This window comes from Pedobacter suwonensis (assembly GCF_900111825.1).
Lineage (GTDB): Bacteria > Bacteroidota > Bacteroidia > Sphingobacteriales > Sphingobacteriaceae > Pedobacter > Pedobacter suwonensis.
On the sequence record NZ_FOJM01000009.1, the window covers coordinates 90,828 to 116,669 of the forward strand.

Sequence of the window (25,842 nt, forward strand, 5' to 3'; positions counted from 1 at the left end):
TACAGGAATGGCCACTCTGGTTGCCTGATCATCCGGAGAGAACTAAATTATCTTATTGTTTACCGCGTAAGAAAGGGCTTCTACAATATTCCCAACGCCAAAATTCTCGAATATCTTTCGTCTATAGTACTTTATGGTATCAGGAGATACAAATATCTTATCGGCGATCTGGTTAATGGTTAAACCTTGTGCATATAACCGTAAAACTTCGATTTCGCGATCACTAAGTTTCGGTTTCAGTTGTTTGCTCCAAACCTGTTTTGCTACATCAAGCTTCCAGATCTGATCGGAGCCATGTTTATGAATGGCAGCATTACCTTCCGTTTTACTTGACGAAATGGACACCACGCAAACAGCTTTCCACATCTTTCCCGCTGCATTCAGAAAAAGCGGGGTAAGCTTATGGTTAATCAAGGTCGTTTTTCCGCCTTTATTCAGCAAATGAAAATCGTAAGTAATACTGTATAACTTTTTTTCTTTAAGGGGTATTTTCTCAAAAAAATCAAATCCCGATTCGTTAATTAAATTCAAGAGATGCAGATCATTTTCAGGCACGTTATTCATATAAAAATCATACCCTAAGGCCATTACTTCAGCTACACTATGGCCACATAAAAAAAGTGGATTGCTAGATACATATTCGAATTTCATTTCTGCATAATCGATCACATACAAGCTTTGATAGGTTAATTTTTCGAAAGCACTGATGGCTTCCAGATAATTATCCAGCTGGAGTATATCTTGAGAAGTGATATTGTCTATTTTGTTTTTGGTAAGTAACCCTCTATGCTGATCAGCTTTCATGACACTACTAAAGTAGCAAAATTACACTAAAGTGTAATCGTCAATCAGATTACATTTCTGAATTTTGTTGCATATCACAAATCAGTATGGCAGCAGAAAAACTATCTAAGCTGGATTTTTCAGAATTAATTAAAAATCAGGCAAAATTAAAAGCTATAATCATAGCAGGTACAATTGTTTGGCTATTTCTGATGGCCTGCGTGGTATACCTGTTCATATTTAAAACAAAATCAGCTATTCCATTTATAGTCATTCTCACTGCTATACCCATCGCATTCCTACCGGCTATTAACAGCTTTATTGAAATTAACAAGGAAATTAAATTACGCAATAAATGATGATAACGGCAACCTGTATCAGCTGCAACCGGGATATACCTGAAAACTATTGTCCAAGATGTGGTGAACCAGCCAAACTCAAAAGAATCGACTGGCATTATATTCAGCACGAAATAGAGCACGTGCTGCATTTAGAAAAGGGAATATTCTATACCATTAAAGAATTATTGATCAGGCCCGGGCAAACCATCCATAAGTTTATATCCAGTGATAGAAGCAGACTGGTAAAGCCGGTCGCATTTTTAATCATAACCTCTCTAATTTACACGCTGATTAATCATTTTTTCCATATTGAAAAAGGCTACTTTAACTTTGATCAAACCAACAATGCAGCCGTAAACCCAATTAATGAATGGGTTCAGAGCCATTATGGTTATGCCAATATTATGTTAAGCGCATTTTTGTCACTATGGCTGAAACTTTTTTTCAGAAAATATGCTTATAATTTTTTTGAATTGCTGATTCTTTTGTGCTTCCTTCAGGGAATGGGTATGCTTATGTTTTCGGTTTTTGCCACAATTGAGGGACTAATCCATAAACACCTTTTGCAGTATTCCGGTATGCTGTTTATCGTTTACTTTTCATGGGCTGTAGGGCAGTTTTTCGAAAAGGGCAAATACATCAATTATCTGAAAGCTTTGGGGTCTTATATTTTGGGTGTAATCACCTTTACGTGCTGTACGCTCATATTAGGAATACTGATCTATACCATTGCCAAACATTAACATCGCTTTGTCTATTAAATTAAATCAGGTTCCACAACATATAAAAGATATTTTAGTTCAGGTCTTTTAATTCGGGAAGCGAAAGCCAAAATACATAAAATAATAAGGACTGAAGCGGAAACATACCGAAATAAAGCGGCTGTATCATAGACACAGCCGCTTTCGCTAACAACTAAAAAATGGCTTAATAATGTTGTCTTTATCCCACCTGGAAGGCAGGCGCAACATCATCAACACAGGTACATGTTACCTTCATGTCTTTAATAATTCCTGTTTTTAAACTGTACACCCAGGCATGTACTGCCAGTTCCTGGCCATTGGCCCAGGCACTCTGCACAATTGAGGTATTGGCTACATTTGCAGCTCCTTCAATGGCATTTAATTCCACTAAACGGTCAAATCGCTGATCAGGATCTTTGATCGTTGCCATTTCGCGTTCATGGGTACGATACACATCGCGGATATTTCTCAACCAGTTATCGATAATTCCAACCTGTTTATTGCCCAATGCCGCTTTTACGCCGCCACAACCATAATGGCCACAAACGATAACGTGTTTAACTTTTAATACATTAATGGAATAATCGAGCACAGAGAGTAAATTCATATCGGTATGCACCACTACATTGGCGATGTTCCTGTGTACAAAAATATCACCCGGTTTAGTGTTTGTAATCTGGTTTGCAGGTACGCGGCTATCAGAGCAACCGATCCACAATACCGGTGGACTTTGACCTGCTGACAATTTATCAAAAAATTCAGGATCACTATCAATCGTATCTCTAACCCAATCTTTATTACCCTGTAACAAGGCATCATAAGTAATATCTTTCGTTTCTATTGTTTTTGCGCACATAATTATAATTTGTTAATTTCTTCTTTTACTTTAATATTTAATTTGGGTACTGTATAATGCTTTTGTATGTTCTCCAGGGTTACGATAATACCTTTTGTGTAGGCATTATGTTTATAGTTATAAATGGTTTCCAATACATCAGGATCGATATACCTGGCATTTGAACCATCAATAATTACATTTGTTTCTTTTGGAATATTCGTTAAAACTACCTGTATCGCTGCTTTATTTAAAAAAGAAACCTCTTCTGCCAGTTTAATTCTGATATTCTTTTTATCTCCTTCATTCGTAATCCTGTAAAAGAATGGGTTACGCATATTGGTCCGCAGTAAATAAAAAATAGAAACCAGCATACCAATGGCTACGCCTTTTAACAGATCGGTAAACAATACCGCCAATACAGTAACCACAAATGGCACAAACTGGTCCCACCCTTTATGATACATATGTTTGAACAAACTGATTCGTGTAAGCTTATATCCGGTTACTAAAAGAATAGCGGCCAAACACGATAACGGAATCATGTTAATGAGTCCGGGAATAAACAATAGCGACAATAATAACCAGATACCATGAAAAATAGCCGACATTTTGGTTCTGCCACCAGCGTTTACATTTGCCGAACTCCGCACGATTACAGATGTCATAGGTAAACCACCAACCATCCCGCTGGTAATATTTCCTATCCCCTGTGCAATCAGCTCCCGGTTTGTTGGTGTTACACGCTTAATCGGATCAATTTTATCTACCGCTTCGATACTGAGCAAAGTTTCCAGGCTTGCTACAACCGCAATGGTAATGGCCACGATGTACACATTTTTATTGGCCAGTTGTGAAAAATCGGGTATTGTAAATAGTCCCAAGAATTCACCGAAGCCATTTACTACCGGGATTTTTACCATTTGATCGGCCCGTAACGGATAATCGGTTCCGGCAAAAACCAGGGTTCCCAGAATCCCTAAAGTAACCACCACCAATGGTGCAGGTACAACCGCCAGTTTTGGAAACTTTGGCCATAAAATCAGGATAGCTATTGATAATAAACTGATAACCACCGCAGCCAGACTAAAATGGCTTATTGCTGCGGTAATTGCAGAAAAAGTATTTTCATGATCCTGTTGAAAGAAACCCTCGTCGCCGGTAAAATCGGTATCAACACCCAATGCATGCGGTAACTGTTTTAAGATTAAAATCAATCCGATTGCGGCAAGCATACCCTCAATCACACTAGAAGGGAAGTAATTACCAATAGTTCCGGCCTTAACCAGCCCTAAAATCAACTGGAACACCCCTGCCAATACCACAGCAAGTAAAAACGTAGGATAGCTTCCCAGCGAGGTTATTGCACCTAATACAATAACCGTTAAACCTGCTGCAGGTCCGCTAACACTTAACTGCGAGCCGCTAAAAGAGGCCACTACAATTCCACCTATGATTCCGGTAATTAAACCGGCAAATAGCGGGGCGCCAGAAGCCAGGGCGATCCCCAAACATAATGGTAAGGCCACCAAGAACACCACAATACTTGAGGGTAAATCTTTCTTTAGGTTCTTTTTTAGAAAATATTTTTTCACATCCGAACCTGAAAAGGTCGGGTTAATTTTTTGCATAATGATAATGATCTAGTAAATTTTAACGAATAAAATCGTAGGGGATCAAAATATTCTGCACAAAGCATTTACGTATTGCATAAATTTAAATATAGCAACAGCGCTCAATGACATTGAGCAGGTGATTTACCCCAAATAATTAAAACTAAATCAAGTTAGGCGGAGGTGTTGGAACAGTAGGGTGATATGGATCTACATATCTTTTGAAATGTTCTATAAAACTGCTCTTCAAAAAGAAATGGCTGGAAGAGAACTCATAAGAAAGGATAGGATGATTCAGCTCGGTGAGTTTGAAATCAGTAAATTTTGCGGTGTCTTTGGCGGCATCTTTACCGCCTTCATGCTCTAACTCAATTTGCATGATAACCGCATTCATCATTTCCTTATCAATACTTGTATAAAATACAGGTGCACCGGAAATGCCCATCTTCGCTATGAAGATGACCATAAATGCAGCAACAATTAAATACTTGTATTTCCTTAAAAACATTTAAAATTCTAACGCTGTTTTAATTCCTATGCTTACAAAAATAAACGGATTATTGGTTTTTCAATACAATCAGCTGTAAAAAAAATATCATTTAAGTAAAATACAGGTATTCTTTAAAAAAAACAGGGTACTTATAAGACTGGAAAACAGTTAGTTTTGTAATTATCGGTAAGTTTAGTCCTGCCATCCGCTAAATCTTTTTGGCAAAATTGGCTGTAAATTCGAAATCAATCGAGACCAAAAAGGATACCGCTCCTGTCAGGTTTAGGGAACAGAGGTTTGTTTTTCAGGCACTGACCTGAGTGAAATAAACCCGATTGTCGGGAAGAGCTTCCGATCCTTCATCGGAACTCGTACCAAAAGCGGGGCCAAACCTGCCAAAAGCGAAGAACCAACCGTTTCCTGATTATTTCAACTATTCTATCCGAAAATGCCAGATGCACAGTACCGTTCATTTCCAATTTATAACAACATAATTATTTTTAGGAAATGAAAGGACAGTATTTCATAGGTACTTTAGTCCTGCCATCCGCTAAATCTTTTTGGGTAAATTAGCTATAAATTCAAAATCAATCGAAGCCAAAAAGGATACCGCTCCTGTCAGGTTTAGGGAACAGAGGTTTGTTTTTCAGGCACTTACCTGAGTTAGATAAACCCGATTGTCGGGAAGAGCTTCCGATCCTTCATCGGGAACTCGTATCAAAAGCGGGACCAGACCTGCCAAAAGCAAAGAACCAACCGTTTCCTGATCGTATCAACTACTCTACCTGAAAATGTTAAATGCACAGTACCGTTCATTTCCAATTCATAACAACATAATTTATTTTTAGGAAATGAAAGAACAGTATTTCATAGGTACTTTAGCCCTGCCATCCGCTAAATCTTTTTGGGTAAATTAGCTATAAATTCAAAATCAATCGAGCCAAAAAGGATACCGCTCCTGTCAGGTTTAGGGAACAAAAATTGTGGTGCTTCGGTAAATAACACCCCACCAGACTTGCATTACCGATAGTAATTTTTAATTTTAAAATCTCATAGCTTCAGCCATGGATAAAAAAATAGCATTACTTAGAGATAAAATAAACCAGGCCAATCTTGGCGGCGGACAGGCCCGTATCGACAGTCAGCATAAAAAAGGTAAACTTACTGCCCGCGAGCGCATTCATTTTCTAATGGATGATGGTAGCTTTGAAGAAATCGGCATGATGGTTACTCACCGGAGCACCGACTTTGGCATGGAACGCGAAAAATATCCGGGCGATGGGGTGGTAACGGGTTATGGAACCATTAACGGCAGGTTAACCTATGTTTTCTCTCAGGATTTTACCGTGTTTGGTGGTTCACTATCTGAAACCCATGCTGAGAAAATTTGCAAGCTGATGGATATGGCTATGAAAAACGGGGCTCCGTTAATCGGCCTAAACGATAGTGGTGGTGCACGTATCCAGGAAGGTGTTGTTTCTTTGGGTGGTTATGCCGATATCTTTTATAAAAATGTGCAGGCTTCCGGCGTAATCCCACAACTGTCCGCAATAATGGGCCCTTGTGCAGGCGGAGCCGTTTATTCGCCAGCCATTACCGATTTTATTTTGATGGTAGAAAATACGTCATACATGTTTGTAACCGGCCCGAATGTGGTTAAAACAGTAACACACGAAGAAGTAACATCTGAAGAATTGGGCGGTGCAAGTACACATGCAACAAAATCTGGTGTTACCCATTTTGCCTGTGCCAATGAAATTGAGGCCATTAACCATGTTAAGAAACTTTTAAGCTATATGCCCCAAAATTGTGAGGAAATAGCCGATCATTTACCTTACGAAACAGCCGACGAAAACCGGCCACAACTTAACACACTTATGCCAGAGAATGCTTCACAACCTTACGATATACGTGAAGTGATTGAAAATGTGGCCGATACTGAGAGTTTTTTAGAAGTACATGCTGCTTACGCAGAAAATATTGTGGTGGGTTTTGCCCGTCTGGCCGGCAGAAGCATCGGTATTGTAGCCAATCAGCCTGCTTACCTGGCAGGAGTTTTAGACAGCAATTCTTCGGCTAAGGCCGCACGCTTTGTCCGCTTTTGCGATTGCTTTAACATTCCATTGCTGGTATTTGAAGATGTTCCGGGTTTTTTACCAGGCACAGATCAAGAGTGGAACGGCATTATTACAAATGGTGCCAAATTGTTATACGCCTTTAGTGAGGCCACCGTGCCACGCATTACCGTAATTACCAGAAAAGCGTATGGCGGTGCCTACGATGTAATGAACAGCAAACACATTGGTGCAGACATGAATTACGCCTGGCCAACTGCAGAAATTGCCGTAATGGGGGCTAAAGGTGCAGCAGAAATTATTTTTAAACGCGAAATCACCGCAGCAGAAAATCCGGAAGAAAAATGGCTCGAGAAAGAAAAATTGTACTCAGATATCTTTGCCAATCCTTATCGCGCTGCTGAACGTGGTTTTATTGATGAAGTAATTGAGCCCGCCCAAACCCGTACCAAGTTAATCAAAGCATTTAAAATGCTGGAAAATAAGGTGGTGAACAACCCGAGAAAGAAACATGGAAATATACCTTTGTAAGGATGGAAGATAAATAAGGTAAAATGGTAAATGGACTAACGCTACCATCATCCATTTTACATTATTACATCTTACTTATTTAGCCCCATCTTACATCATTACATTTTACATCAACTTACATGTTAAAAAAAGCAGATATCCTTCTCATGGCTTTTTGCACAGGCCTCATTGTTGCAAATATTTATTACTGCCAACCTTTGGTCATCTTGATTGCAAAAGATTTTGACCTTACCGAACCCGTTGCCGGGAAGATTACCTACCTTACCCAGATTGGTTATGCTTTAGGCCTTTTCCTCTTAGTGCCACTGGGCGATATGTTTGAACGCAAAAAGCAGATTCTTGTAATTACCGGACTTGCTATTTTTGCTTTACTTATAGCGGCAGTTTCACAAAGCTTTTTTATACTGGAAATGGCATCTGTATTCATCGGTGCCTGCTCTATTGTACCTCAATTAATATTGCCATTGGCAGCCAATCTAAGTTCCGATGAGAATCGTGGCGCCAACATTGGAATGATTATGAGCGGTCTGTTGGTTGGCATTCTGGCTTCACGCGCAGTAAGTGGCAGTATCGGCTTTTGGCTAGGCTGGCGGGCTGTGTATTATATGGCTGCAGGGATTTGTGGCCTGCTTATTTTTTTAATGGCCAAACGCTTTCCGCAAAGTTATCCTCATTTTAAAGGCTCCTATAAAGAACTCATGCGTTCGATGTTTGGTTATATCAAAACACAACCTGCCTTAAGGGAAACTTCGATTATTAATTTTCTGGCTTTTGCCATTATCAGTGCTTTCTGGACAACCATGGTATTATTTCTTGCTAACCCGCCCTTTAATTTCCAAACGTTGCAAATTGGTCTATTTGGAATTGCAGGAGCAGCAGGAGCCTTGGCTGCACCACTGGTTGGAAAATTAAGCGACGGCAACAATCCGCGCAAAAACTTAATGATCGGCTTTATATTGCAACTCATCAGTATTGCTTTGTTTTATTTTACAAACAGCCATTTATACCTGTTTGTAATCGGTATTGTTCTGATCGATATCGGCCAGCAAGCAATACATGTAACCAACCAAACCCGGATTTATACCCTAATACCAGAAGCCAGAAACCGGCTGAACACCATTTTTATGTCGGTTAGTTTTATTGGTGCCAGCTGTGGCTCGGCACTGGGTTTATGGCTTTGGGACCAGGGCGGCTGGAATTTATTCTGTTATGGAATGACAGGCATCATTATTCTTAACATATTAATTTATCAGTTTTACGGAAACAAAAAATCACAATTTAAATAACCTTTACAAATTTTATGAAATCTAAAAACGCAATCAAAGTATTTTCAGTATTACTCGTTTTCGTGACTATTGTTAGTAAAACGAAGGCGCAGGACAGTACAAAAGTAGAGCAACCAACAGAAGTAAAGTCGCTTAACAAAATAAGGCTTAATCTTTTGGGCATAGGTTACGAAAGAGAACAAAAAGTAGGTAAAACAACTTCGGTTTATTTTGGCGCAGGAGCCGAAGGTGCATTTATTTATCAAACCGAGTTTACAATGGATAACAATTATAATATCAGTGTTAACACAGAAACAGATTTCAAGATTTATCCTTCATTAAATGCAGGTTTTAGACACTATTACAATTTTGACCGAAGGATTAAAAAGGGTAAGAGAACTTTAAATAACAGTGCCGGTTATGTTGGCCTTGATGTATTAACAATCATTCCTACCCAAAGCAATACTTTATACGGTTCACAGATCAATATTATGCCTCAATGGGGTTTTCAAACCTATGTCGGGAGAAAAATTAACTTCGAGTTATCTCTTGGCCCACTTGCGGCCATAAATAAAATTGATACTTATTATGGAATTGGCGGCCGGATAGGTTTTAGCTTTTTATTATAATTATGGTTCAAATTGAGCAGATATTTCCCTCGCTAACCTGGCGGATCAGGCATGAAGCCATGTATCCGGAGTTACCTTTTGACAGCGTAAAGCTTGCCAGCGATTTTGATGGCATCCATTTTGGATTATATCTCGATCATAAGCTAACAGGGGTAGTTTCTCTATTTTATGAAGGAACTGTATATCAATTCCGTAAACTGGCCATCTTACCTGGTGCACAAAAAATAGGTTTGGGTTCACAATTAATGACCTATATCCTTGATTTTTGTAAAATTCAAAAAGCGACAAAACTATGGTGCAATGCACGTGTAAATGCTAAGGAATTTTATTTTAAATTTGGCTTCCACGAAACAAATAAAACCTTTTTTAAAGATGGTTACGATTTTGTGATCATGGAAAAAGAACTATCATAATAATTAACAAGACGGACAAACGCATCATGCCATGCGCTTTGCCCCATGCTATAAAGCAAATAACATATGGCTAAGAAAAAAGACGAAGAAAAGAAAAAACATGTTGCTGTGGTTACTAAAAAATCGCTGCAGTTTCTTGAAGAATACATCAATAATCCTGCTCCAACTGGTTATGAATGGGAAGGACAAAAACTTTGGTTAAATTATTTAAAACCTTATATCGACGAACACTTTATCGATAATTACGGTACCGCTGTGGGTGTGATTAATCCCAAAGCTGATTTTAAAGTGGTTATAGAAGCCCATGCTGATGAAATTTCCTGGTATGTAAATTACATTACCAGCGACGGTTTAATTTACGTGATCCGTAACGGCGGTTCTGATCATCAGATTGCACCTTCTAAACGTGTAAATATCCATACCGAGAAGGGCCTGGTTAAAGCAGTATTCGGATGGCCTGCTATCCATACACGTCATGGCGAGAAAGAACAGGCTCCGGAATTAAAAAATATCTTTTTAGATTGCGGTTGCACCTCAAAAGAAGAAGTAGAAAAACTAGGCATCCATGTGGGCTGTGTAATTACCTACGAAGATGAGTTTATGATATTAAACGACCGCTATTATGTTGGCCGTGCTTTAGATAACCGTGTGGGTGGTTTTATGATTGCCGAAGTAGCCCGTTTATTAAAAGAAAACAAGAAAAAACTTCCTTTCGGTTTGTACATTGTAAACTCGGTACAGGAAGAAATCGGTTTACGTGGTGCCGAGATGATTGCCCAGCGCATTAAACCGAATGTGGCCATTATTACCGATGTAACACACGATACCACTACGCCAATGATCAATAAAAACGTTCAGGGCGATCTATCAGCGGGTAAAGGCCCTGTGGTTTCCTATGCTCCGGCTGTTCAAACCAATTTGAATAAACTATTAATCCAAACGGCTGAGAAAAACCAGATCCCATTCCAACGCCAGGCGTCTTCACGTTCTACAGGAACTGATACCGATGCTTTCGCTTACTCAAATGGTGGTGTACCATCGGCATTAATTTCGCTGCCATTACGTTATATGCATACTACGGTAGAGATGGTGCATAAAGAGGATGTTGACAATGTAATCAGCCTGATCTATGAAAGCTTATTGAACATTAGCAACGGTCAGGATTTCAGATCATTTAAATAATGGAAAAATTAAATCACCAGAAAATCATGATCAGCACCTTATTAAAGGTTTTGCTTATGATTGTAGTTATCTTTATCCTTAACTCCTGGCCAAGCATTAAACAGAGTTTTATTGGTAACGCACCACCGTTGGATTATTGGCTCGATCATAGCTTTAAAGTAAGCAATATCATCCTTATTTTAGGATTTGGTGGTTATTTTTATTACAAAGATTTAATGAATCAGAAAGAACTGATCGAAAAGGCAAAAGTTTCAGATCAGCATTAAAATTAGTAAACAAGACTAAAAATGCTATATCGCGAAAAATCTCTGAATTTTTCTGTACTAAGCATAACTTTTACTGAGCCTGCTAGATGAACCAACACTGTTCTTGTAGTTTATCTGGCAGGTTATCTATTTCAATACAGCCGCATTAACATCCAAATATGAACTTTAAAGCGCCTGCATTGCCAATCATTCAAACGTTTTTCTTTTGATTTAGAGATAATCATAGGTACGCAGTGTTTCCCGTACATTAATTTTTGTTAATACTCAACATATCTTCACATAGTTTGTGTAATTTACCTTCATAGTTATCCTTCTTATTATGAACACAAACAAAAAAAATATTGATCTATCCGTTATTTGTGATGATCACTGGGATGTCGTATTCGACCACCTTCGCCTTGGTTTTTGGGAACTGAGTATAGCAACCGGTATACTTCGTTCAACCCGATCTTTTAAAGAGAATTTTGGTTACCCGCCAGATGGCGTTTTAAACTATGAATCCGTTTTAGGCCTAATCCTCCCCGAAGACCTCGATCATGTTCAGGATGAGATAGAGCTTACCGTAACAAGAGAAAAAAACAGCTATGATGTATTGTACCGGATCCGCCGTCCGGATGGAAAAATCCGGTGGATTAAAGCCGATGGAATACTTTCCCAACAGGATGGCGAATCGTTAAAGCTAATTGGTACAACATTGGATGTTACCGATTTGAAACCATCCTGATTTACAGGTCATCCAATTCTATCCACACAGGTCCGTGGTCGCTTGTTTTTTCCCATCCCCTAACGTTTTTATCCACTCCTGCTGATTTTAAGCGATCGCTCACCTGAGGACTCAATAAAAAATGGTCAATTCTTAACCCGGCATTTCTGCCGTAAGCATTGCGGAAATAATCCCAAAAGGTATAGATTGTTTCTGCTGGATATAACTTTCTGATCGCATCTGTCCAGCCCTGTGCAATTAGGTCTTGAAATGCCTGCCGGGTTTCCAGACGAAACAAGGCATCTTCAACCCATCGTTCAGGTTTATAGGCATCGAGTTCGGTAGGAATGACATTATAATCTCCAGCCAAAACCACCGGGATATTCTGCGCCAGCAAAGTCGCTGCATGTGCCGTAAAACGCTCAAACCATCGCAGCTTATAATCAAATTTGGGGCCTGGCGCCGGGTTACCGTTCGGAAGGTACAAACAACCAACTACGATACCATTTATCATTGCCTCTATGTACCTGCTGTGTAAATCTTCAGGGTCTCCGTCTAAACCACGCTTCAGTTCGGTTATCTCTAAATTTCTGGCAAGTATGGCCACTCCGTTCCAGCTCTTCTGTCCATGCCATATGGCATTATACCCTGCATCTTTAATCGCCTGTTCAGGAAACTTTTCCTGCGGCGCCTTTAGTTCCTGCAGGCACACCACATCTGGCTGGGTTTCTTCCAGCCAGCGTAAAAGTACGGGCAAACGGCCATTTACACCGTTCACATTATAAGTAGCTATTTTCATTCTATAAATCTTTGCATTAAAAATTCAAAAATAGATGATTGTTGTATTGATCTCAGCCTATTTTAAGCAACATTTTAAACATTAATTAAAGATAATTTAAAATTTGGCATTATCTTGCACCTCATTTAGGTTGACCGTTTAAATAACCATGTTCAAAGCAGTATTAAACAATCGTTCTGCAGAGCCGAAAAACATCCGTTGGTTCTATGATCAGTATGCGCCCATGCTGCTTGGTTATATCAATGGTATTGTGCAAAATCCTCAAAAATCAGAAGATCATCTGGTTGCTATTCTCACTTCATTCGTAAAAGATGTTGTTGTTTCACCAGAAAAAAACAGATTAAATATGTGGCTGGAACTGCGCCAATATGCACAAAGTAAATTAACTTTGTATACAGCTAAAGATCATCCGTCAAATCATAACCAATCAGTACCTAAAGGTGGGTTGGATGTGTTAGATGATTTACAGAAAAGAATATTTTGTGCAGTGTATTATCACGGAAAATCAATTCAATACCTGGCGACAACAATTGGATGTGATGAAAGCGAAATCCGTAATCAGTTAAAATTATCAATCGATAAAATGAGGAGGGCAAGTGGAAATTAATAAAATCATTGAGAGTGGTTTAATGGAAACCTATGTGATGGGAATTGCCACCGAAGAGGAGGTACAAAAAGTTTTATCACTAAAAAAGGAATATCCTGCATTTAAGGCTGCTTTGGAGCAGTTGGAATATGATATGGAGGTATTGGCTCAAAACATGAGTATTGAGCCTCCGGCAGGCACTTTGGCTAAAATTGAACAGGAGATTAATGAAATACAACGCCAAAACCAGGCGGTACAAAACAATTTTAATTCCGAATACAGTTATGATAAAAACCACCAGGAAAATAAACGGGAAAAATATATAGAGGTAGAATCAGAGTCTAACCAAATGCGTGTTAACAAAGCCTGGAAATGGGTATTTGTTGCCGTTTTTGTATTGGGCAAGATATTTCTGGCCTTTGCTATTTACTTTTACCTGGAAAACAGACAGATTAAGGAACAGATTAAAGAGCTGAAAATAGAACTCAAACAAAAGAACAGGTAATATGTGGAATATAGTAGATAAACCTGCCTTTTTAAAACCAATACTAAACTGAAATGTTTAGTTGTTAAGATTCATTCATGTTTGAGCGCATGTTTGAGTTTAGATATGGGGATAGGCTGTTGGTCTATCCCCTTTTTTATTTCCAGGCATTTTTATTTATCCAATAATGCCTTAACTTTTTGCTGGAGATCGGTGATATCAAAAGGCTTTTCAATGGTGTCATCAGGCGAACAGCTTAAGTTATCCATATTCACTGCAGAAAGCAATATTACCGGCAAAGATGATGTTTCAGCATTATTTTTTAACCTATTGCAAACATCACGTCCGTCATGCTGGCCGATAAGTATATCAAGTAAAATAACATCTGGTCGAAAATCAGCTATGCTCCTCTCTAACTCAGACTCATTAGCATTCAAAATACCTTTTATATGATAATGTTCTTCCTCAAAAATTAATTTAATAATATCATGAATGTTCTCGTCATCATCAACTATTAGAATCTTTTTAACTAGCGCGTTGCTCATACGCAACAAATCTAGTTTAAGTGATCTGGTTCGCGCAACGTATTTATACGTGAATTTACCGAATAAACCATAAGGTTAGGCGGCCAAACCCGATTTATAGTTTTTAAGCATCTTTTTAAGAAGACCTCTGGCTACATGTATTTTAGTTTTTACAGTACCCAAAGGGATATCGAGCTCGGCTGCGATTTCGTGATATTTATAACCTTCGAAATAACGGCAAAAGCAGAACCTACAATCCTCAGGTAAAGCATCTAAGGACTTCTGGATATCTTCCATTATAAACTTGGTGGCACCATTATTTAAAGATGCGCTCGGAATCAATTGAACAGAGGTTAAGTCCTCTTCCTGCTGGATCATTTCGTTCTTACGCTTAACCTTGTAATAATGATTAAGAAAGGTATTTTTCAGGATGGTAAAAAGCCATGCCCGCACGTTACTTCCCATTTCAAATTTTGCCGAAAACCTAAATGCTTTCATAAAGGTATCCTGAACTAAATCAGCAGCATCATCTTCATCATGTGTGTATGCTAATGCACGGTCGAAAAGTGGTTGTCTGTATTGATAGATGTCGCAATTAAAATTTAATGTATCCATAATTCGTTTTAAGGCTGATGTAAATATTCAACAAACCTCAACTCCTTATGTTATTTGTAGAAATACCCGATTTTTTACGGTTTATTATAAACACTTAAAAAAGGGGCAAAAAACGTTCAAAAATGCTAGTCTACATAACCATTTCGCATGGCAAAACGAACCAGAGATGCGGAATTTTTAGTGCCGGTTTTACTGATTAAAGCTTCTCTCTGGCTCTCCACAGTACGCCTGCTCAGGTATAATTTATCAGCTATTTCCTGGTTGGTTAATCCATCTGCAATGAGTTTTAGTACATTAATTTCGCGCTCTGTAAAGTTGATTTCCGTATTCAGTTTTCGCGAAAGTATATTCAACTGCATATTAAAACGCTCTAAAATGGAAATGCATAAATTAGAGGAAAGGTAGCGTTTTCCCTTCATAACATGCTTTAGGCAAAACAACAGTTCATCTTCTTCAATATCTTTTGACAGGTAAGCAAAAGCTCCTGATACAAAAGCATTTGATGCATACTTTTCATCATCCAAAATGGATAGAACAACCACTTTCGCGGTGTATTTACGGGCTTTAATCGTACTTGCCAGGGCAATCCCGTCCAGCCTTGGCATTACAATGTCCGATAAAATAATATCAGCTTTTATTCCTTTTTCCAAAAGTTCCAGGACGGCCAAACCATCTGGTACTTCTGCAACAACATTGATGCCTTCGTGTTTTTCTATAAGCGCTTTAAGTGAGGTCCGGATAATATGGTGATCATCCGCAAGAATAATGTTAATCATAATTCAAATATAACTTACGCCGTTTTAAAATTAAAAACGTCTACTTTGGCAGCTCGATATAGAAGGTTGTTCCAGCACCGGTTTTACTCTCAAACCAAATTTTTCCCTGATGTAAATCTACAATAGCTTTAATAATACCCATCCCAAATCCGCCAGACTCTTCGCCCTTAAGACCCGGCCTTAAAGTTTCTGGCAAATGGTTAAAAAGTCCGGCTTGTAACTCTTCCGGAATCCCAATCCCATCATCGGCCACAGTAATCAGCACTGTACTTTCATATTCCTCGGCATGTATAGTAATGGTTCCATAATCGGCAGTAAATTTTATGGAGTTTGAAATGAGGTTATTGATGACCTGTATAAACTTCATACTATCAAGACGCAGATAAATCTGTTCAGCAGAGCTTGTAAATTTAATATGCTTCATTTTGCCCAGCTTGGATCGTTTATAAAAACGAACCACATCTCTCAGTTCCCAAACCAGGTCAGCCCGCTCCTTGCGGATTTCTACGACGGATGATTTTAAGAACTCTTTGTTAACCATGCTACGTACGAGAAGCAGGTTGCGCTCACACATGTCCTGTATAAAAGCCAATGAATTGATCATTCGCTCGTCGCCAGTTTGCGCAATGCCCTCTTTCATTGATGAAGCAATTAATTTCATCATGCCCAGTGGCTCCTTTAAATCATGCGCCAATACTTCTAAGGTAATATTTTTTCTTGCGTTGATCTGTTCGATATGGATCTGATTGTGGCGCATCACCGTGATGTCTTCTACTGTACCAACTAAAAACTTAACTTCACCATCAGTAACAGCAAATACGGATACCCGAACAAATTTCTCCCTTTCAGGAAACTGTAAACGGAATTCATATTTATTTTCCGTTTCTTCTTTAATGCATTCTTTATAGCAGGCCTGTACATGCGTCAAATCTTCAGGATGCACCCGCTCTATGAGTAACTTTGAATCAATAGTCACTTCATCAGAGTCCAGCTCCCATATATTACTTAACGATCTGTTTAGATATGAAAAATTTTGCGCTGCAGCGTTGAAAATAAAATATCCGTCCAAAGAACGGTCACCGAGGTTACAAAAAAGCTCTTTATTTAATTCGACCATGATTTAATGTTTGATAATTTGCCTGTAAATAATATAATTATGAATCAGCAGTCACATCTCAAACAGCATAGGAGTAAAAATGTTTGATACAAAAAAAGCCGTTGCCATTTTACCTGCAAAGATTTTTCACAGCGGCTAACTGCGTTGAAGATATTAACATTTTCCACACAGTGTGCAAAATTATTTACGCTATTAAAACCAACTAATGCCTAAATTGTTAATCATAAAAAACAGATAAAAAAGTCCTGTGAGCGGGAGATCCGCGGAGGGCAGGCACAACATAAGGAAGGCACCATTCTTCTTACCAATAGCCATCATAGAGGTGGCTATTTTGTTTTTGATACCTGCCCATTCAACATCACTTTTTTACCGGTCTTAGCCGAAATTTTTGCGGCCTCTAGAATGCGTACTACAATTAAATTATTCTCCAGAGACGAAAGATCATTTTTAGGCTTGATTTCTCCTTTTAAAACTGCAGAAAGATAGTTCAGGTGGTTAGCATAAGCAGGTGCCAAAGTTTTGAGCTGATAGATTTCATAACCTTCTTTATTGCTTTGCCTTGCCCTGATGTTTTTCTCATTAATGGCTTGCATATATCCCTTTTCGCCGAATACTTCCATATCTTTTATACTAAACGGCCAGTTCCATGAGGCTTCAATAATCCCTGTAGCATGTGAGTACTCCAATAAAATAGTTGCATCATCATCTACCTTAGGGTACATCTCTTTCTTAATTTGACGGGTAATGGCTGTAACCGAAATTGGGGCTTTACCATCCATTAACCAAGTCATTAAATTAGCACCATAACAGCCAAAATCAACCAGTGCCCCTGCTCCATTTTTATCAGGGTCGGTCAACCATTCCAAAAATTCTTTACTTACGCCGATTTCTTTCGGTCCCTGGTGTCCATCGTGTACAATCATTTTTCTGATTGCGCCTATGGTATTGCTTTCTTTTACATTTTTGTAAACCTCTTGATTGCTCGGATACCAGGTGGTTTCGTAATTGGTTAGTATATGTACTTTATGCTGTTCAGCCAGTTCTGCCATTCGTGCGGCCTCTTTAACCGATATTGCCAAAGGTTTTTCTACCATAACCGATATGCCAAGCGGAGCGGCAGCCTCTACAACGGCTAAATGATCGCTGATGGCATTATAGGCCAGCACCACATCAGGTTTCTTTTTCTTTAACAGATCAGGAAGGTTATTATAAAATATACTGTCAGGTATTTTATAGCGGGTTCTAAACCGGCTGACCAGTACAGAATTACTTTCTGCAATACCAACCACGTTAACTTCGCCCTTTTCGTAGCTGTTCATAATCAGATAAACATGATCATGGTTTAAGCCAGCTATAGCTACATTTAATTTTTGCTGTGCCTTGGTACTCATAAAAAAGAGTAAGAAGACCAAAACCAGAGTATTGAACCGACAAAAATATTTTATTTGATGATGAACTGTTTTCATGCTGTTTTCTAAATTGTTGTTTACAAATTATAAATTTATAAAAGGCTTAAGGCTAACACTTAAAAATATTACAAAGTGAAGGATCGGACTTATTAACCAATGCTACTTTAAACCTTATATTTATTATCAAAAACATGACGCAGAATAAAACTACAGAAAACGATTTAAGTGTTACCGATTTTCTGAATACGGTAACAGATGAAACGAAACGGAAGGATTGTTTTAATCTTTCGAATATTATCGCTGAAACGACAGGTTTTAAAGCGAAAATGTGGGGAACGGCTATTGTTGGCTTTGGCAGCTACCATTACAAATATGAAAGCGGCAGAGCAGGCGACGCTCCGCTGGTTGGGTTTTCACCACGGAAAGATGCAATAGCGCTATACTTATCATCAGGGTTTGAAAAACGTGATGAACTATTGGCTAAATTCGGAAAACACAAGACTGCCAAAGCTTGCATATACGTAAAACAATTAAGCGACATTGACGTGGAGATATTAAAAGAAATGGTCACCAATTCTGTGGCAAGGATTAAAAGTTTATACCCTTAAAATGAAAAATATAAGGTGGAGATGGGATTAATAGCCAACCCGTTCTTAATAGAGTATCCAGTTAAATCGCTGATTTCGGTTAATACGTTGATTGCTTTGGGGACATTCTCTGTTTGATTATCAAAAAAAATTACCATTTCCAAGAACGCTGTCAAATTCGGATAAATAGCGAAATATGCCTCACTAAGAAGTTACGCAGCAATAAGTGAAATTTTACAATATTTGATCATTCCTTATTTCGAATAAAAAACCGGAAATGATTAAAAAACTAAGCCTTTATTTATGGATAGCAGGCACTTGCATTTCGCTTAATTCTGCCGCGCAAGATGCAGTGAGCTACCAAACTCCACCAAAAGAAATTGCAGATTTATTGCTGGCTAAACCAACTCCTGGCGTAAGCATAGATGGCAAAGCTGAATGGATCTTATTCAGCGAGCGTAATTCCTATCCTTCGGTAGCAGAATTGGCCATGCCCGAATACAGAATTGCTGGTTTAAGATTAAACCCGAATAATTACTCGCCCAGCAGACAAACCTATATCAACAATTTCAGTCTAAAAAACATAAAATCAAATCAAAATTTTCAGGTAATCGGCTTGCCAAACCCCTTGTATGCTGGCAACGTTAGCTGGAATCCATCCGAAAATAAGATTGCTTTTACACATACCACGCAGAAGGGAGTAGATCTTTACATCATTGATCTGGTTACAAAAAAAGCGACTAAAATCAATAAGGCTTTTTTAAACGTTATTTTAGGGAGTGGTATCACCTGGTTAAATGATCAAACCGTTGTTTACCGTACGGTAACTAAACCTGCCAGTGCTGCACCTACAAAACCATTAATGCCTAAAGGGCCTACCATCCAACAAAATTTAGGAAAAGCTGCACCTAGCGCTACTTTTCAGGACCTGATTAAATCACCGTTTGATGAACAGCTGTTCGAATTTTTTGCCACCTCGCAATTGGTCAAAAATACAGCCGGAGTAGAAACGCCTATCGGTAAACCAGCTATTTATGGCTCGGTAAGCTTATCGCCGGATAAGAACTATATGCTGGTCGAAACCATCCGCAAACCATTTTCTTATCTGGTTTCGGCATTTGGTTTTCCATCAACTGTTTCCATCACCGATTTAAAAGGTACAATGGTTAAGATAATCGCTGAGTTACCATCATCAGAGGGTACGCCATCTGGTTATGATAATACACAAAACGTGCCCCGCGGTTTCGACTGGAGGGATGATGAACCGGCTACACTGGTTTGGAGCAAGCCACTGGATAGTGGTCTAATCAAAAAAAATGTTCCCTATCATGATGCAGTTTATGCGTTAAGTGCGCCTTTTACCGGAACCGAGAAAGAATTGTTTAAAACGCAGACCCGTTACCGTGGTGTACAGTGGGGCGATGCCAACCTTGCGCTTATTATGGAAGGCCTGCGCAGCAAACAAACCACTAAAGTAAGCCGTTATAATCCTACAACAGGGGCGGTAGAAGAACTGTACAGCCGTAACCAAACCGATGCATACGGTAACCCAGGTTCTCCGGTTACGATCAAAAATAAATACGGCCGGCAGGTAATCAAAACGGTTGATAATGGCACGAAACTGTTAATGAACAATGTGGTGGGTTCGTCCGAAAAAGGGGATTTGCCATTCCTGGCTAAATTCGACTTAGCTACTAAAAAGAACGAAATTATCTGGCGCAGCGCTGAAGGAACGTTTGAATATGTAAGTGATGTCATTAACCCTGATAAACTAGTTTTAATTACCCGTAAAGAAAGCCAGAAATTAGTCCCTAATTATTTCATCAAAAACCTGTTGCTTCGTATTGCCGACCAGCCTGTTACTAATTTCACTAACCCATATCCTTCTTTAGAAGGCATCAGCAAACAAAAAATTTCTTATAAACGGGCCGACGGAGTGGATTTAACCGGCGATTTGTATTTACCGAAAGGATACAATAAAGATAAAGATGGTCCGCTGCCAACTTTGATCTGGGCTTACCCACGCGAGTTTAATTCTGCTGCTGATGCTGCACAGATCCGCGGATCGAAAGATAAATTCACCGCCATTAGCTGGGCCTCCCCCATTTTCTGGGTAACCCGCGGATATGCAGTTTTAGATAATGCCGAAATGCCAATTGTGGCCAAAGACGGTAAAAAACCGAACGATACCTTTGTAGATCAACTACAGTTAAATGCCGAAGCCGCGATTAATAAACTGGCTGATTTAGGTGTTGGTGATAAAAAACGTATGGCTGTTGGTGGCCACAGTTATGGTGCATTTATGACTGCAAACCTACTGGCGCATACCAATCTTTTTGCCGCAGGTATTGCCCGCAGCGGAGCATACAACCGTACGCTTACCCCATTTGGTTTTCAGAACGAAGAACGTACGTATTGGCAGGCCCCTCAGTTATATTACGAAATGAGCCCCTTTAGCTATGCTGATAAAATTAAAACACCATTATTACTAATCCATGGTGATGCTGACGATAATCCAGGTACTTTCCCCATTAATAGCGAACGCTTGTTCAACGCCATTAAAGGTGCAGGAGGCACAACCCGTTTTGTATTTTTACCCTACGAAGCACATAGTTACCGTGGCAAAGAAAACTTGTTGCACATGTTGTGGGAGCAAGACCAGTGGTTAGAAAAATATGTGAAGAACAAAAAATAATCTTTCTCTACCTATTAACAAAATGCCCCTATATGGGGCATTTTTTGTTTATCATGCTTCTATGTGGTGTCAGATATTTCTATCTGACACTGATTACATTCTGAAATCCAATATTTCAGCGACCATCTGTCAGCTGGTAACAGCCGACAGCATATTCATGTGGTGTCAGATATTTCTATCTGACACTGATCACATTCTGAAATCCATTATTTCAGCGTACATCTGTCAGCTGGTAACAGCTGACAGCACAATCACTCTATGCCCATTTTTGCTTTGCGCTATACGCTTTGCCACTTGCTCTCCGCCCTATGCCATTTCACAGCAAAACCTTACATTTATACAATAAAATTGAACATTCCCATTACTAATTTGTTAAGCCATTATGGACTACATAGACTATTATAAAATCCTCGATTTAAAAAAAGATGCGACAACAGAGGATATTAAAAAAGCTTATAGAAAATTAGCCCGAAAACACCATCCCGACCTCAATCCCAATAATGAGGAAGCGAATAAAAAGTTTCAGCAAATTAATGAGGCTAACGAAGTTTTAAGCGATCCGGAAAAAAGAAAGAAATACGACAAATATGGTAAAGATTGGCAGCATGCCGATCAGCTGGATGCCCAGCAACAGCAACAGAGGCAATACCAATCACAAGGACAGGCTTATGGTGGCAACAGCTATTCTGGCGGTTTTAGCGGTGAAGACTTTTCTGATTTCTTTTCTTCCATGTTTGGCGGCGGCGGTGGCAGAAGCAGCAGAAATTCGCCATTTAAAGGCCAGGATTACAGTGCCGATTTACAGTTGAACCTGCTTGATGCCTATACCACACATAAACAAACCTTAACAGTAAATGGCAAACAGGTACGTATTACTATTCCGGCGGGTGTAGAAAACGGGCAAAAGATCAAACTTCCGGGTTATGGTGCACCAGGTGTTAATAACGGCCCTCCGGGTGATCTGTATATCAAATTCAATATTAGCGATAATCCCAAATTTAAACGGAAAGGCAATGACATTTACATTCAGGAAGAAATAGATCTATATACAGCCATTTTAGGTGGTGAAAAAATTGTAGAAACCTTAAACGGCAAAGTTAAACTTAAAGTACCAGCAGGCACACAACCTGATACCACTTTAAGGTTGAAAGGCAAAGGCTTCCCGGTTTACAAAAAAGATAACCAGTTTGGCGATCTGTATATTAAATGGCAGGTTAAGATACCAACCAATTTAAATGCTGAACAAAAAGAATTATTCGAAAAACTTTCCAAATTCTAACCATTATGGAAACTTATCTAATACCAGTAGAAGATATCTGCGCTTATCATCATGTAGAAATTAACTTTATCCATTCTCTGGAAGATTTTGGACTAATCCAGACTACTGTAAAAAAGCAATCTGTCTTTTTGCCCGTTGATGAACTGGGTAAACTGGAGCAGTACCTCCGTTTGGCAAACGATCTTCAGATTAATTTAGAAGGGATCCATGCCGTCTCGCACCTGCTCAATCAATTGCAAAATATGCAACAGGAAATAACAGTGCTTCAGAACGAATTAAATTATTACAGGCAGCTTAACCATCAACAATAAACAACCATTTAGGCCGTATTCTGGATTATATTGCTGAATAAAAAACATAACCTTTCTAAGATATGTTTACTAAATTGCCAGTCTAATTTTAAAAAATGAGCGATCTTTCTTCAAAATTCATCGAAAAAATAAAATCATCTTATGCTCCTTCGGGCTCGTACATTTATTTAGGCGCCGGAATTTTAGATGGACAGGTTTATAGCGAAGCCGAAGTTAATTTGTCATTAAAAATGATGAATAGACACGGCCTGATTGCCGGAGCAACCGGAACCGGCAAAACGCGAACACTACAGTTATTGGCAGAGCAACTGTCTGACGCTGGTGTACCGGTTTTTATGTTGGATGTTAAGGGCGATTTATCAGGCTTAAACCAATCCGGTTCAGTTAATCCTAAAATAGAAGAAAGGGCAAAACAGCTCAATAAAACTTTTTCGCCAACAGGTTTCCCTGTCGAGATTTACTCCCTTTCAGGCAAAATGGGTGCGCAGATGCGTGCAACCGTACTGGAATTTGGACCTACACTTTTATCAAAGATTTTAGATTTGAACGATACACAGACAGGTGTTTTAGCCGTTATCTTCAAATATGCTGATGATCATAAACTACCGATAATCGATTTAAATGATCTAAAAAAACTGGTATCCTACCTTTCAGAAGGCGCAGGCGCTGCAGAAATTAAAAGCAGTTATGGCAGTATCTCCAGTGCTACCGCTGGTACCATGCTGAGAAAAATAGTGGCCATTGAACAACAGGGCTTAGGTGGTATGTTTGGCGAAAAATCCTTTGATCCCGGAGATCTTTTCGAACGGATTGATGGCAAAGGAGCCATCAGTTTATTGAACATTTCTGATGTTCAGAACCAGCCTGTATTATATTCTACCTTTTTATTAAGCTTATTGGCCGAATTATTCAATACCATGCCCGAAGTTGGCGATTTAGACAAACCAAAGCTGGTATTCTTTTTTGATGAAGCCCATTTATTGTTCAAAAATTCTTCTAAAGCATTTCTTGAGCAGATTGAAACCATTATCAGGTTAATCCGTTCCAAAGGCATTGGTGTCTTCTTTTGTACGCAGGCACCTACGGATGTGCCGGAAAGCGTTTTGGGCCAGCTAGGCAACCGTGTACAGCATGCACTGAGGGCCTTTACCCCAAATGATGTTGATGCCCTAAAAAAGACGGTTAACACTTATCCAAAGTCGGATTTTTACCAGATTGACCAAATGTTAACCTCATTAGGTACGGGACAAGCGTTGGTGACCGTATTAGATGAGAAAGGCATCCCAACCGAAGTAGCGGCAACGCTGCTTAACCCGCCAAGGGCGCTGATGGGACCACTTACAGCTGCCGATTTCGATCAGCTCGTACGTTCCAGCCCAATGTACGCCAAATATAAAGATCCTGTTGATCCTGAAAGTGCATACGACATTTTAACTAAACGTATTAATGAACAAACTGCAGCAGCAGAAAAAGAGAAACAGGAAGCTGAAGTGCAAAAAGAAAGCAAACCAAAACCTGGGGAAAAGAGTTTAGTAGAACAGGTAATGGGTGCTACCATAACCCGACAGATTGGTAAAGAAATTGTCCGTGGTATATTTGGCATGCTTACCGGTAAAAAAACACGTTCAAAAACCGGTGGCGGACTTTTTGGATTTTAAAAAACTTATTACACAACAAATTGCTCAAATAACTAATTTCGCAGGTTGAAACTGATGGTGTAATTAATTATCCCATATTAAGGTTTCCACCCATAAATAAAATAATAAACAATAAATGAAACCCACCCTATTGATATTGGCAGCTGGTATGGCCAGCCGTTATGGAAGCATGAAACAGATTGATGGTTTTGGTCCCAATGGCGAAACGATTATCGATTATTCAATATACGATGCAATAAATGCCGGTTTTGGTAAAATCGTATTCATCATTAAAGAAGAGTTTTTAGATAACTTTAAAGCCATTTTTGACCCCAAACTTGCCGGAAGAATTGAGGTAGATTACGTTTTCCAAAATTTCGATTTAAAACAGTTTGGTATAGAAGAAGAAATTTATAGAGAAAAGCCATGGGGTACTGCGCACGCAATCTTATCAGGCAGGAAAGTAGTTAAAGAGCCATTCTGCGTAATTAACGCTGACGATTATTATGGTTTCGATGCCTTTAAAAAAATGGTTGATTTCTTAACTACAGAAGTAACCGACAGCAACTACTCCATCATCGGTTACCAGATCGGAAAAACTTTATCTGAATTTGGTGCAGTTTCCCGTGGTGTGTGTAAGGTAGATGGGGCGGGAAATCTTGAGGAAATTGTAGAACGTACTAAGGTTTATCCCAAAGATGGCAAGATTTTTTATGAAGAAAATGGAGAAGAATTCCCATTAGCATACGAAACACCGGTTTCAATGAACTTTTGGGGCTTTACACCAGCTGTTTTTAAAATTACAGAAGAAATGTTTAAAGAGTTTGCAGAAGCCAATAAAGACAAACCTAAAGCAGAATTTTTCATTCCGTTAATCGGCGAAACTTTAGTTAAAAACAATACCGCAACCTTTAAAGTAATACCTACTTCGAACAAATGGTTCGGCGTAACTTATAAAGAGGATAAACCTTATGTTCAGGATAGTATTAACCAATTGGTTAATAACGGAACATACCCGGAAAAACTGTGGGATTAAATTCAGATTCCGAAGCTATACAAGCTTAGGTGTATATCTAAAGAAAATGCCTCAGGTTTTAAAAGCCTGAGGCATTTAAATAAAATAACATAGAAACAAGTCCTCCTCGAGAAGCAGA

General features: G+C 39.0%; 26 protein-coding genes. 16 read left to right on the forward strand and 10 right to left on the reverse strand.

Annotated features, from left to right (window positions below):
- Positions 1-42 precede the first annotated feature (42 nt).
- Positions 43-804, reverse strand: a complete 762-nt coding sequence (locus BM107_RS12920; RefSeq protein ID WP_090983963.1) for a response regulator transcription factor — start codon at positions 802-804, stop codon at positions 43-45.
- Between the two features lie 334 nt (positions 805-1,138).
- Here BM107_RS12920 and BM107_RS12930 point away from each other — a divergent pair, with 334 nt between their 5' ends.
- Positions 1,139-1,867 (forward strand): DUF3667 domain-containing protein, encoded by a 729-nt coding sequence (locus tag BM107_RS12930; protein WP_244278805.1) that lies wholly within the window; start codon positions 1,139-1,141, stop codon positions 1,865-1,867.
- Between the two features lie 199 nt (positions 1,868-2,066).
- On the opposite strand, the gene can is transcribed toward BM107_RS12930, so the two are convergent.
- The 3 genes from can to BM107_RS12945 all read right to left on the reverse strand — a co-directional run bounded on the left by can (position 2,067) and on the right by BM107_RS12945 (position 4,823).
- The gene (gene can / locus BM107_RS12935; protein WP_090983967.1) at positions 2,067-2,723 is read right to left on the reverse strand and encodes a carbonate dehydratase; all 657 of its coding nucleotides are present in this window, start codon (positions 2,721-2,723) and stop codon (positions 2,067-2,069) included.
- Positions 2,724-2,725: 2 nt separating this feature from the next.
- A complete protein-coding gene (locus BM107_RS12940; protein WP_090983969.1) occupies positions 2,726-4,333 on the reverse strand; it encodes a SulP family inorganic anion transporter in 1,608 nt (535 codons plus the stop codon).
- A 145-nt stretch (positions 4,334-4,478) separates the two neighbouring features.
- Positions 4,479-4,823: a hypothetical protein gene (locus BM107_RS12945; protein ID WP_090983972.1), complete on the reverse strand. Its 345-nt coding sequence runs from the start codon at positions 4,821-4,823 to the stop codon at positions 4,479-4,481.
- A gap of 1,046 nt (positions 4,824-5,869) precedes the next feature.
- On the opposite strand from BM107_RS12945, the gene BM107_RS12950 reads away from it, so the two are divergent.
- The 7 genes from BM107_RS12950 to BM107_RS12980 all read left to right on the forward strand — a co-directional run bounded on the left by BM107_RS12950 (position 5,870) and on the right by BM107_RS12980 (position 11,890).
- The gene (locus BM107_RS12950; RefSeq protein WP_090983974.1) at positions 5,870-7,411 is read left to right on the forward strand and encodes an acyl-CoA carboxylase subunit beta; all 1,542 of its coding nucleotides are present in this window, start codon (positions 5,870-5,872) and stop codon (positions 7,409-7,411) included.
- 119 nt (positions 7,412-7,530) lie between these two features.
- The gene (locus BM107_RS12955) at positions 7,531-8,697 is read left to right on the forward strand and encodes an MFS transporter (protein WP_166672336.1); all 1,167 of its coding nucleotides are present in this window, start codon (positions 7,531-7,533) and stop codon (positions 8,695-8,697) included.
- Positions 8,698-8,711: 14 nt separating this feature from the next.
- Entirely contained in the window at positions 8,712-9,305 is a 594-nt protein-coding gene (locus BM107_RS12960) for a hypothetical protein (RefSeq protein WP_090983976.1), read from the forward strand.
- 2 nt (positions 9,306-9,307) lie between these two features.
- Complete coding sequence (locus BM107_RS12965; RefSeq protein WP_244278806.1) at positions 9,308-9,718, forward strand: GNAT family N-acetyltransferase; 411 nt, start codon at positions 9,308-9,310, stop codon at positions 9,716-9,718.
- 66 nt (positions 9,719-9,784) lie between these two features.
- The gene (locus BM107_RS12970) at positions 9,785-10,900 is read left to right on the forward strand and encodes a M42 family metallopeptidase (protein WP_090983981.1); all 1,116 of its coding nucleotides are present in this window, start codon (positions 9,785-9,787) and stop codon (positions 10,898-10,900) included.
- Positions 10,900-11,166 (forward strand): hypothetical protein, encoded by a 267-nt coding sequence (locus tag BM107_RS12975; protein WP_090983983.1) that lies wholly within the window; start codon positions 10,900-10,902, stop codon positions 11,164-11,166. The genes BM107_RS12970 and BM107_RS12975 overlap by 1 nt, the downstream gene beginning before the upstream one ends.
- A gap of 319 nt (positions 11,167-11,485) precedes the next feature.
- On the forward strand, positions 11,486-11,890 hold the full coding sequence (locus BM107_RS12980) for a PAS domain-containing protein (protein ID WP_090983985.1): 405 nt from the start codon (positions 11,486-11,488) through the stop codon (positions 11,888-11,890).
- A gap of 1 nt (position 11,891) precedes the next feature.
- Here the strand turns inward: BM107_RS12980 and xth are convergent, their stop codons facing one another.
- Entirely contained in the window at positions 11,892-12,668 is a 777-nt protein-coding gene (gene xth, locus BM107_RS12985; protein ID WP_090983987.1) for an exodeoxyribonuclease III, read from the reverse strand.
- Between the two features lie 148 nt (positions 12,669-12,816).
- Between xth and BM107_RS12990 the strand changes: the two genes are divergently transcribed.
- The gene (locus tag BM107_RS12990; RefSeq protein WP_090983990.1) at positions 12,817-13,275 is read left to right on the forward strand and encodes a sigma-70 RNA polymerase sigma factor region 4 domain-containing protein; all 459 of its coding nucleotides are present in this window, start codon (positions 12,817-12,819) and stop codon (positions 13,273-13,275) included.
- Positions 13,265-13,759 carry a hypothetical protein gene (locus BM107_RS12995; RefSeq protein WP_090983992.1) on the forward strand — a complete coding sequence of 165 codons (495 nt, stop codon included), beginning with the start codon at positions 13,265-13,267 and terminating at the stop codon, positions 13,757-13,759. Before BM107_RS12990 ends, BM107_RS12995 begins: the two co-directional genes overlap by 11 nt.
- Positions 13,760-13,911: 152 nt before the next feature.
- Here the strand turns inward: BM107_RS12995 and BM107_RS13000 are convergent, their stop codons facing one another.
- The 5 genes from BM107_RS13000 to BM107_RS13020 form a co-directional block, all read right to left on the reverse strand.
- The gene (locus BM107_RS13000) at positions 13,912-14,283 is read right to left on the reverse strand and encodes a response regulator (RefSeq protein WP_090983995.1); all 372 of its coding nucleotides are present in this window, start codon (positions 14,281-14,283) and stop codon (positions 13,912-13,914) included.
- 75 nt (positions 14,284-14,358) lie between these two features.
- Positions 14,359-14,877, reverse strand: coding sequence for an RNA polymerase sigma factor (locus BM107_RS13005; RefSeq protein ID WP_090983997.1), 519 nt, complete (start codon positions 14,875-14,877; stop codon positions 14,359-14,361).
- A 125-nt stretch (positions 14,878-15,002) separates the two neighbouring features.
- Complete coding sequence (locus tag BM107_RS13010) at positions 15,003-15,653, reverse strand: response regulator transcription factor (protein ID WP_090983999.1); 651 nt, start codon at positions 15,651-15,653, stop codon at positions 15,003-15,005.
- A 40-nt stretch (positions 15,654-15,693) separates the two neighbouring features.
- Positions 15,694-16,770: a sensor histidine kinase gene (locus BM107_RS13015; protein WP_090984001.1), complete on the reverse strand. Its 1,077-nt coding sequence runs from the start codon at positions 16,768-16,770 to the stop codon at positions 15,694-15,696.
- 326 nt (positions 16,771-17,096) lie between these two features.
- Complete coding sequence (locus BM107_RS13020; RefSeq protein ID WP_244278807.1) at positions 17,097-18,161, reverse strand: Gfo/Idh/MocA family protein; 1,065 nt, start codon at positions 18,159-18,161, stop codon at positions 17,097-17,099.
- 209 nt (positions 18,162-18,370) lie between these two features.
- Here BM107_RS13020 and BM107_RS13025 point away from each other — a divergent pair, with 209 nt between their 5' ends.
- The 6 genes from BM107_RS13025 (at position 18,371) to BM107_RS13050 (ending at position 25,724) form a co-directional block, all read left to right on the forward strand.
- Positions 18,371-18,787: a DUF1801 domain-containing protein gene (locus BM107_RS13025; RefSeq protein WP_090984005.1), complete on the forward strand. Its 417-nt coding sequence runs from the start codon at positions 18,371-18,373 to the stop codon at positions 18,785-18,787.
- 256 nt (positions 18,788-19,043) lie between these two features.
- The gene (locus BM107_RS13030; protein ID WP_090984007.1) at positions 19,044-21,461 is read left to right on the forward strand and encodes an alpha/beta hydrolase family protein; all 2,418 of its coding nucleotides are present in this window, start codon (positions 19,044-19,046) and stop codon (positions 21,459-21,461) included.
- A 382-nt stretch (positions 21,462-21,843) separates the two neighbouring features.
- Positions 21,844-22,740 carry a DnaJ C-terminal domain-containing protein gene (locus BM107_RS13035; RefSeq protein WP_090984009.1) on the forward strand — a complete coding sequence of 299 codons (897 nt, stop codon included), beginning with the start codon at positions 21,844-21,846 and terminating at the stop codon, positions 22,738-22,740.
- A gap of 5 nt (positions 22,741-22,745) precedes the next feature.
- Positions 22,746-23,051 (forward strand): chaperone modulator CbpM, encoded by a 306-nt coding sequence (locus tag BM107_RS13040; RefSeq protein ID WP_090984011.1) that lies wholly within the window; start codon positions 22,746-22,748, stop codon positions 23,049-23,051.
- Positions 23,052-23,146: 95 nt separating this feature from the next.
- Positions 23,147-24,709, forward strand: coding sequence for a helicase HerA-like domain-containing protein (locus BM107_RS13045; protein WP_090984013.1), 1,563 nt, complete (start codon positions 23,147-23,149; stop codon positions 24,707-24,709).
- A gap of 115 nt (positions 24,710-24,824) precedes the next feature.
- Positions 24,825-25,724, forward strand: a complete 900-nt coding sequence (locus tag BM107_RS13050; protein WP_090984015.1) for a nucleotidyltransferase family protein — start codon at positions 24,825-24,827, stop codon at positions 25,722-25,724.
- Positions 25,725-25,842: the final 118 nt, after the last annotated feature.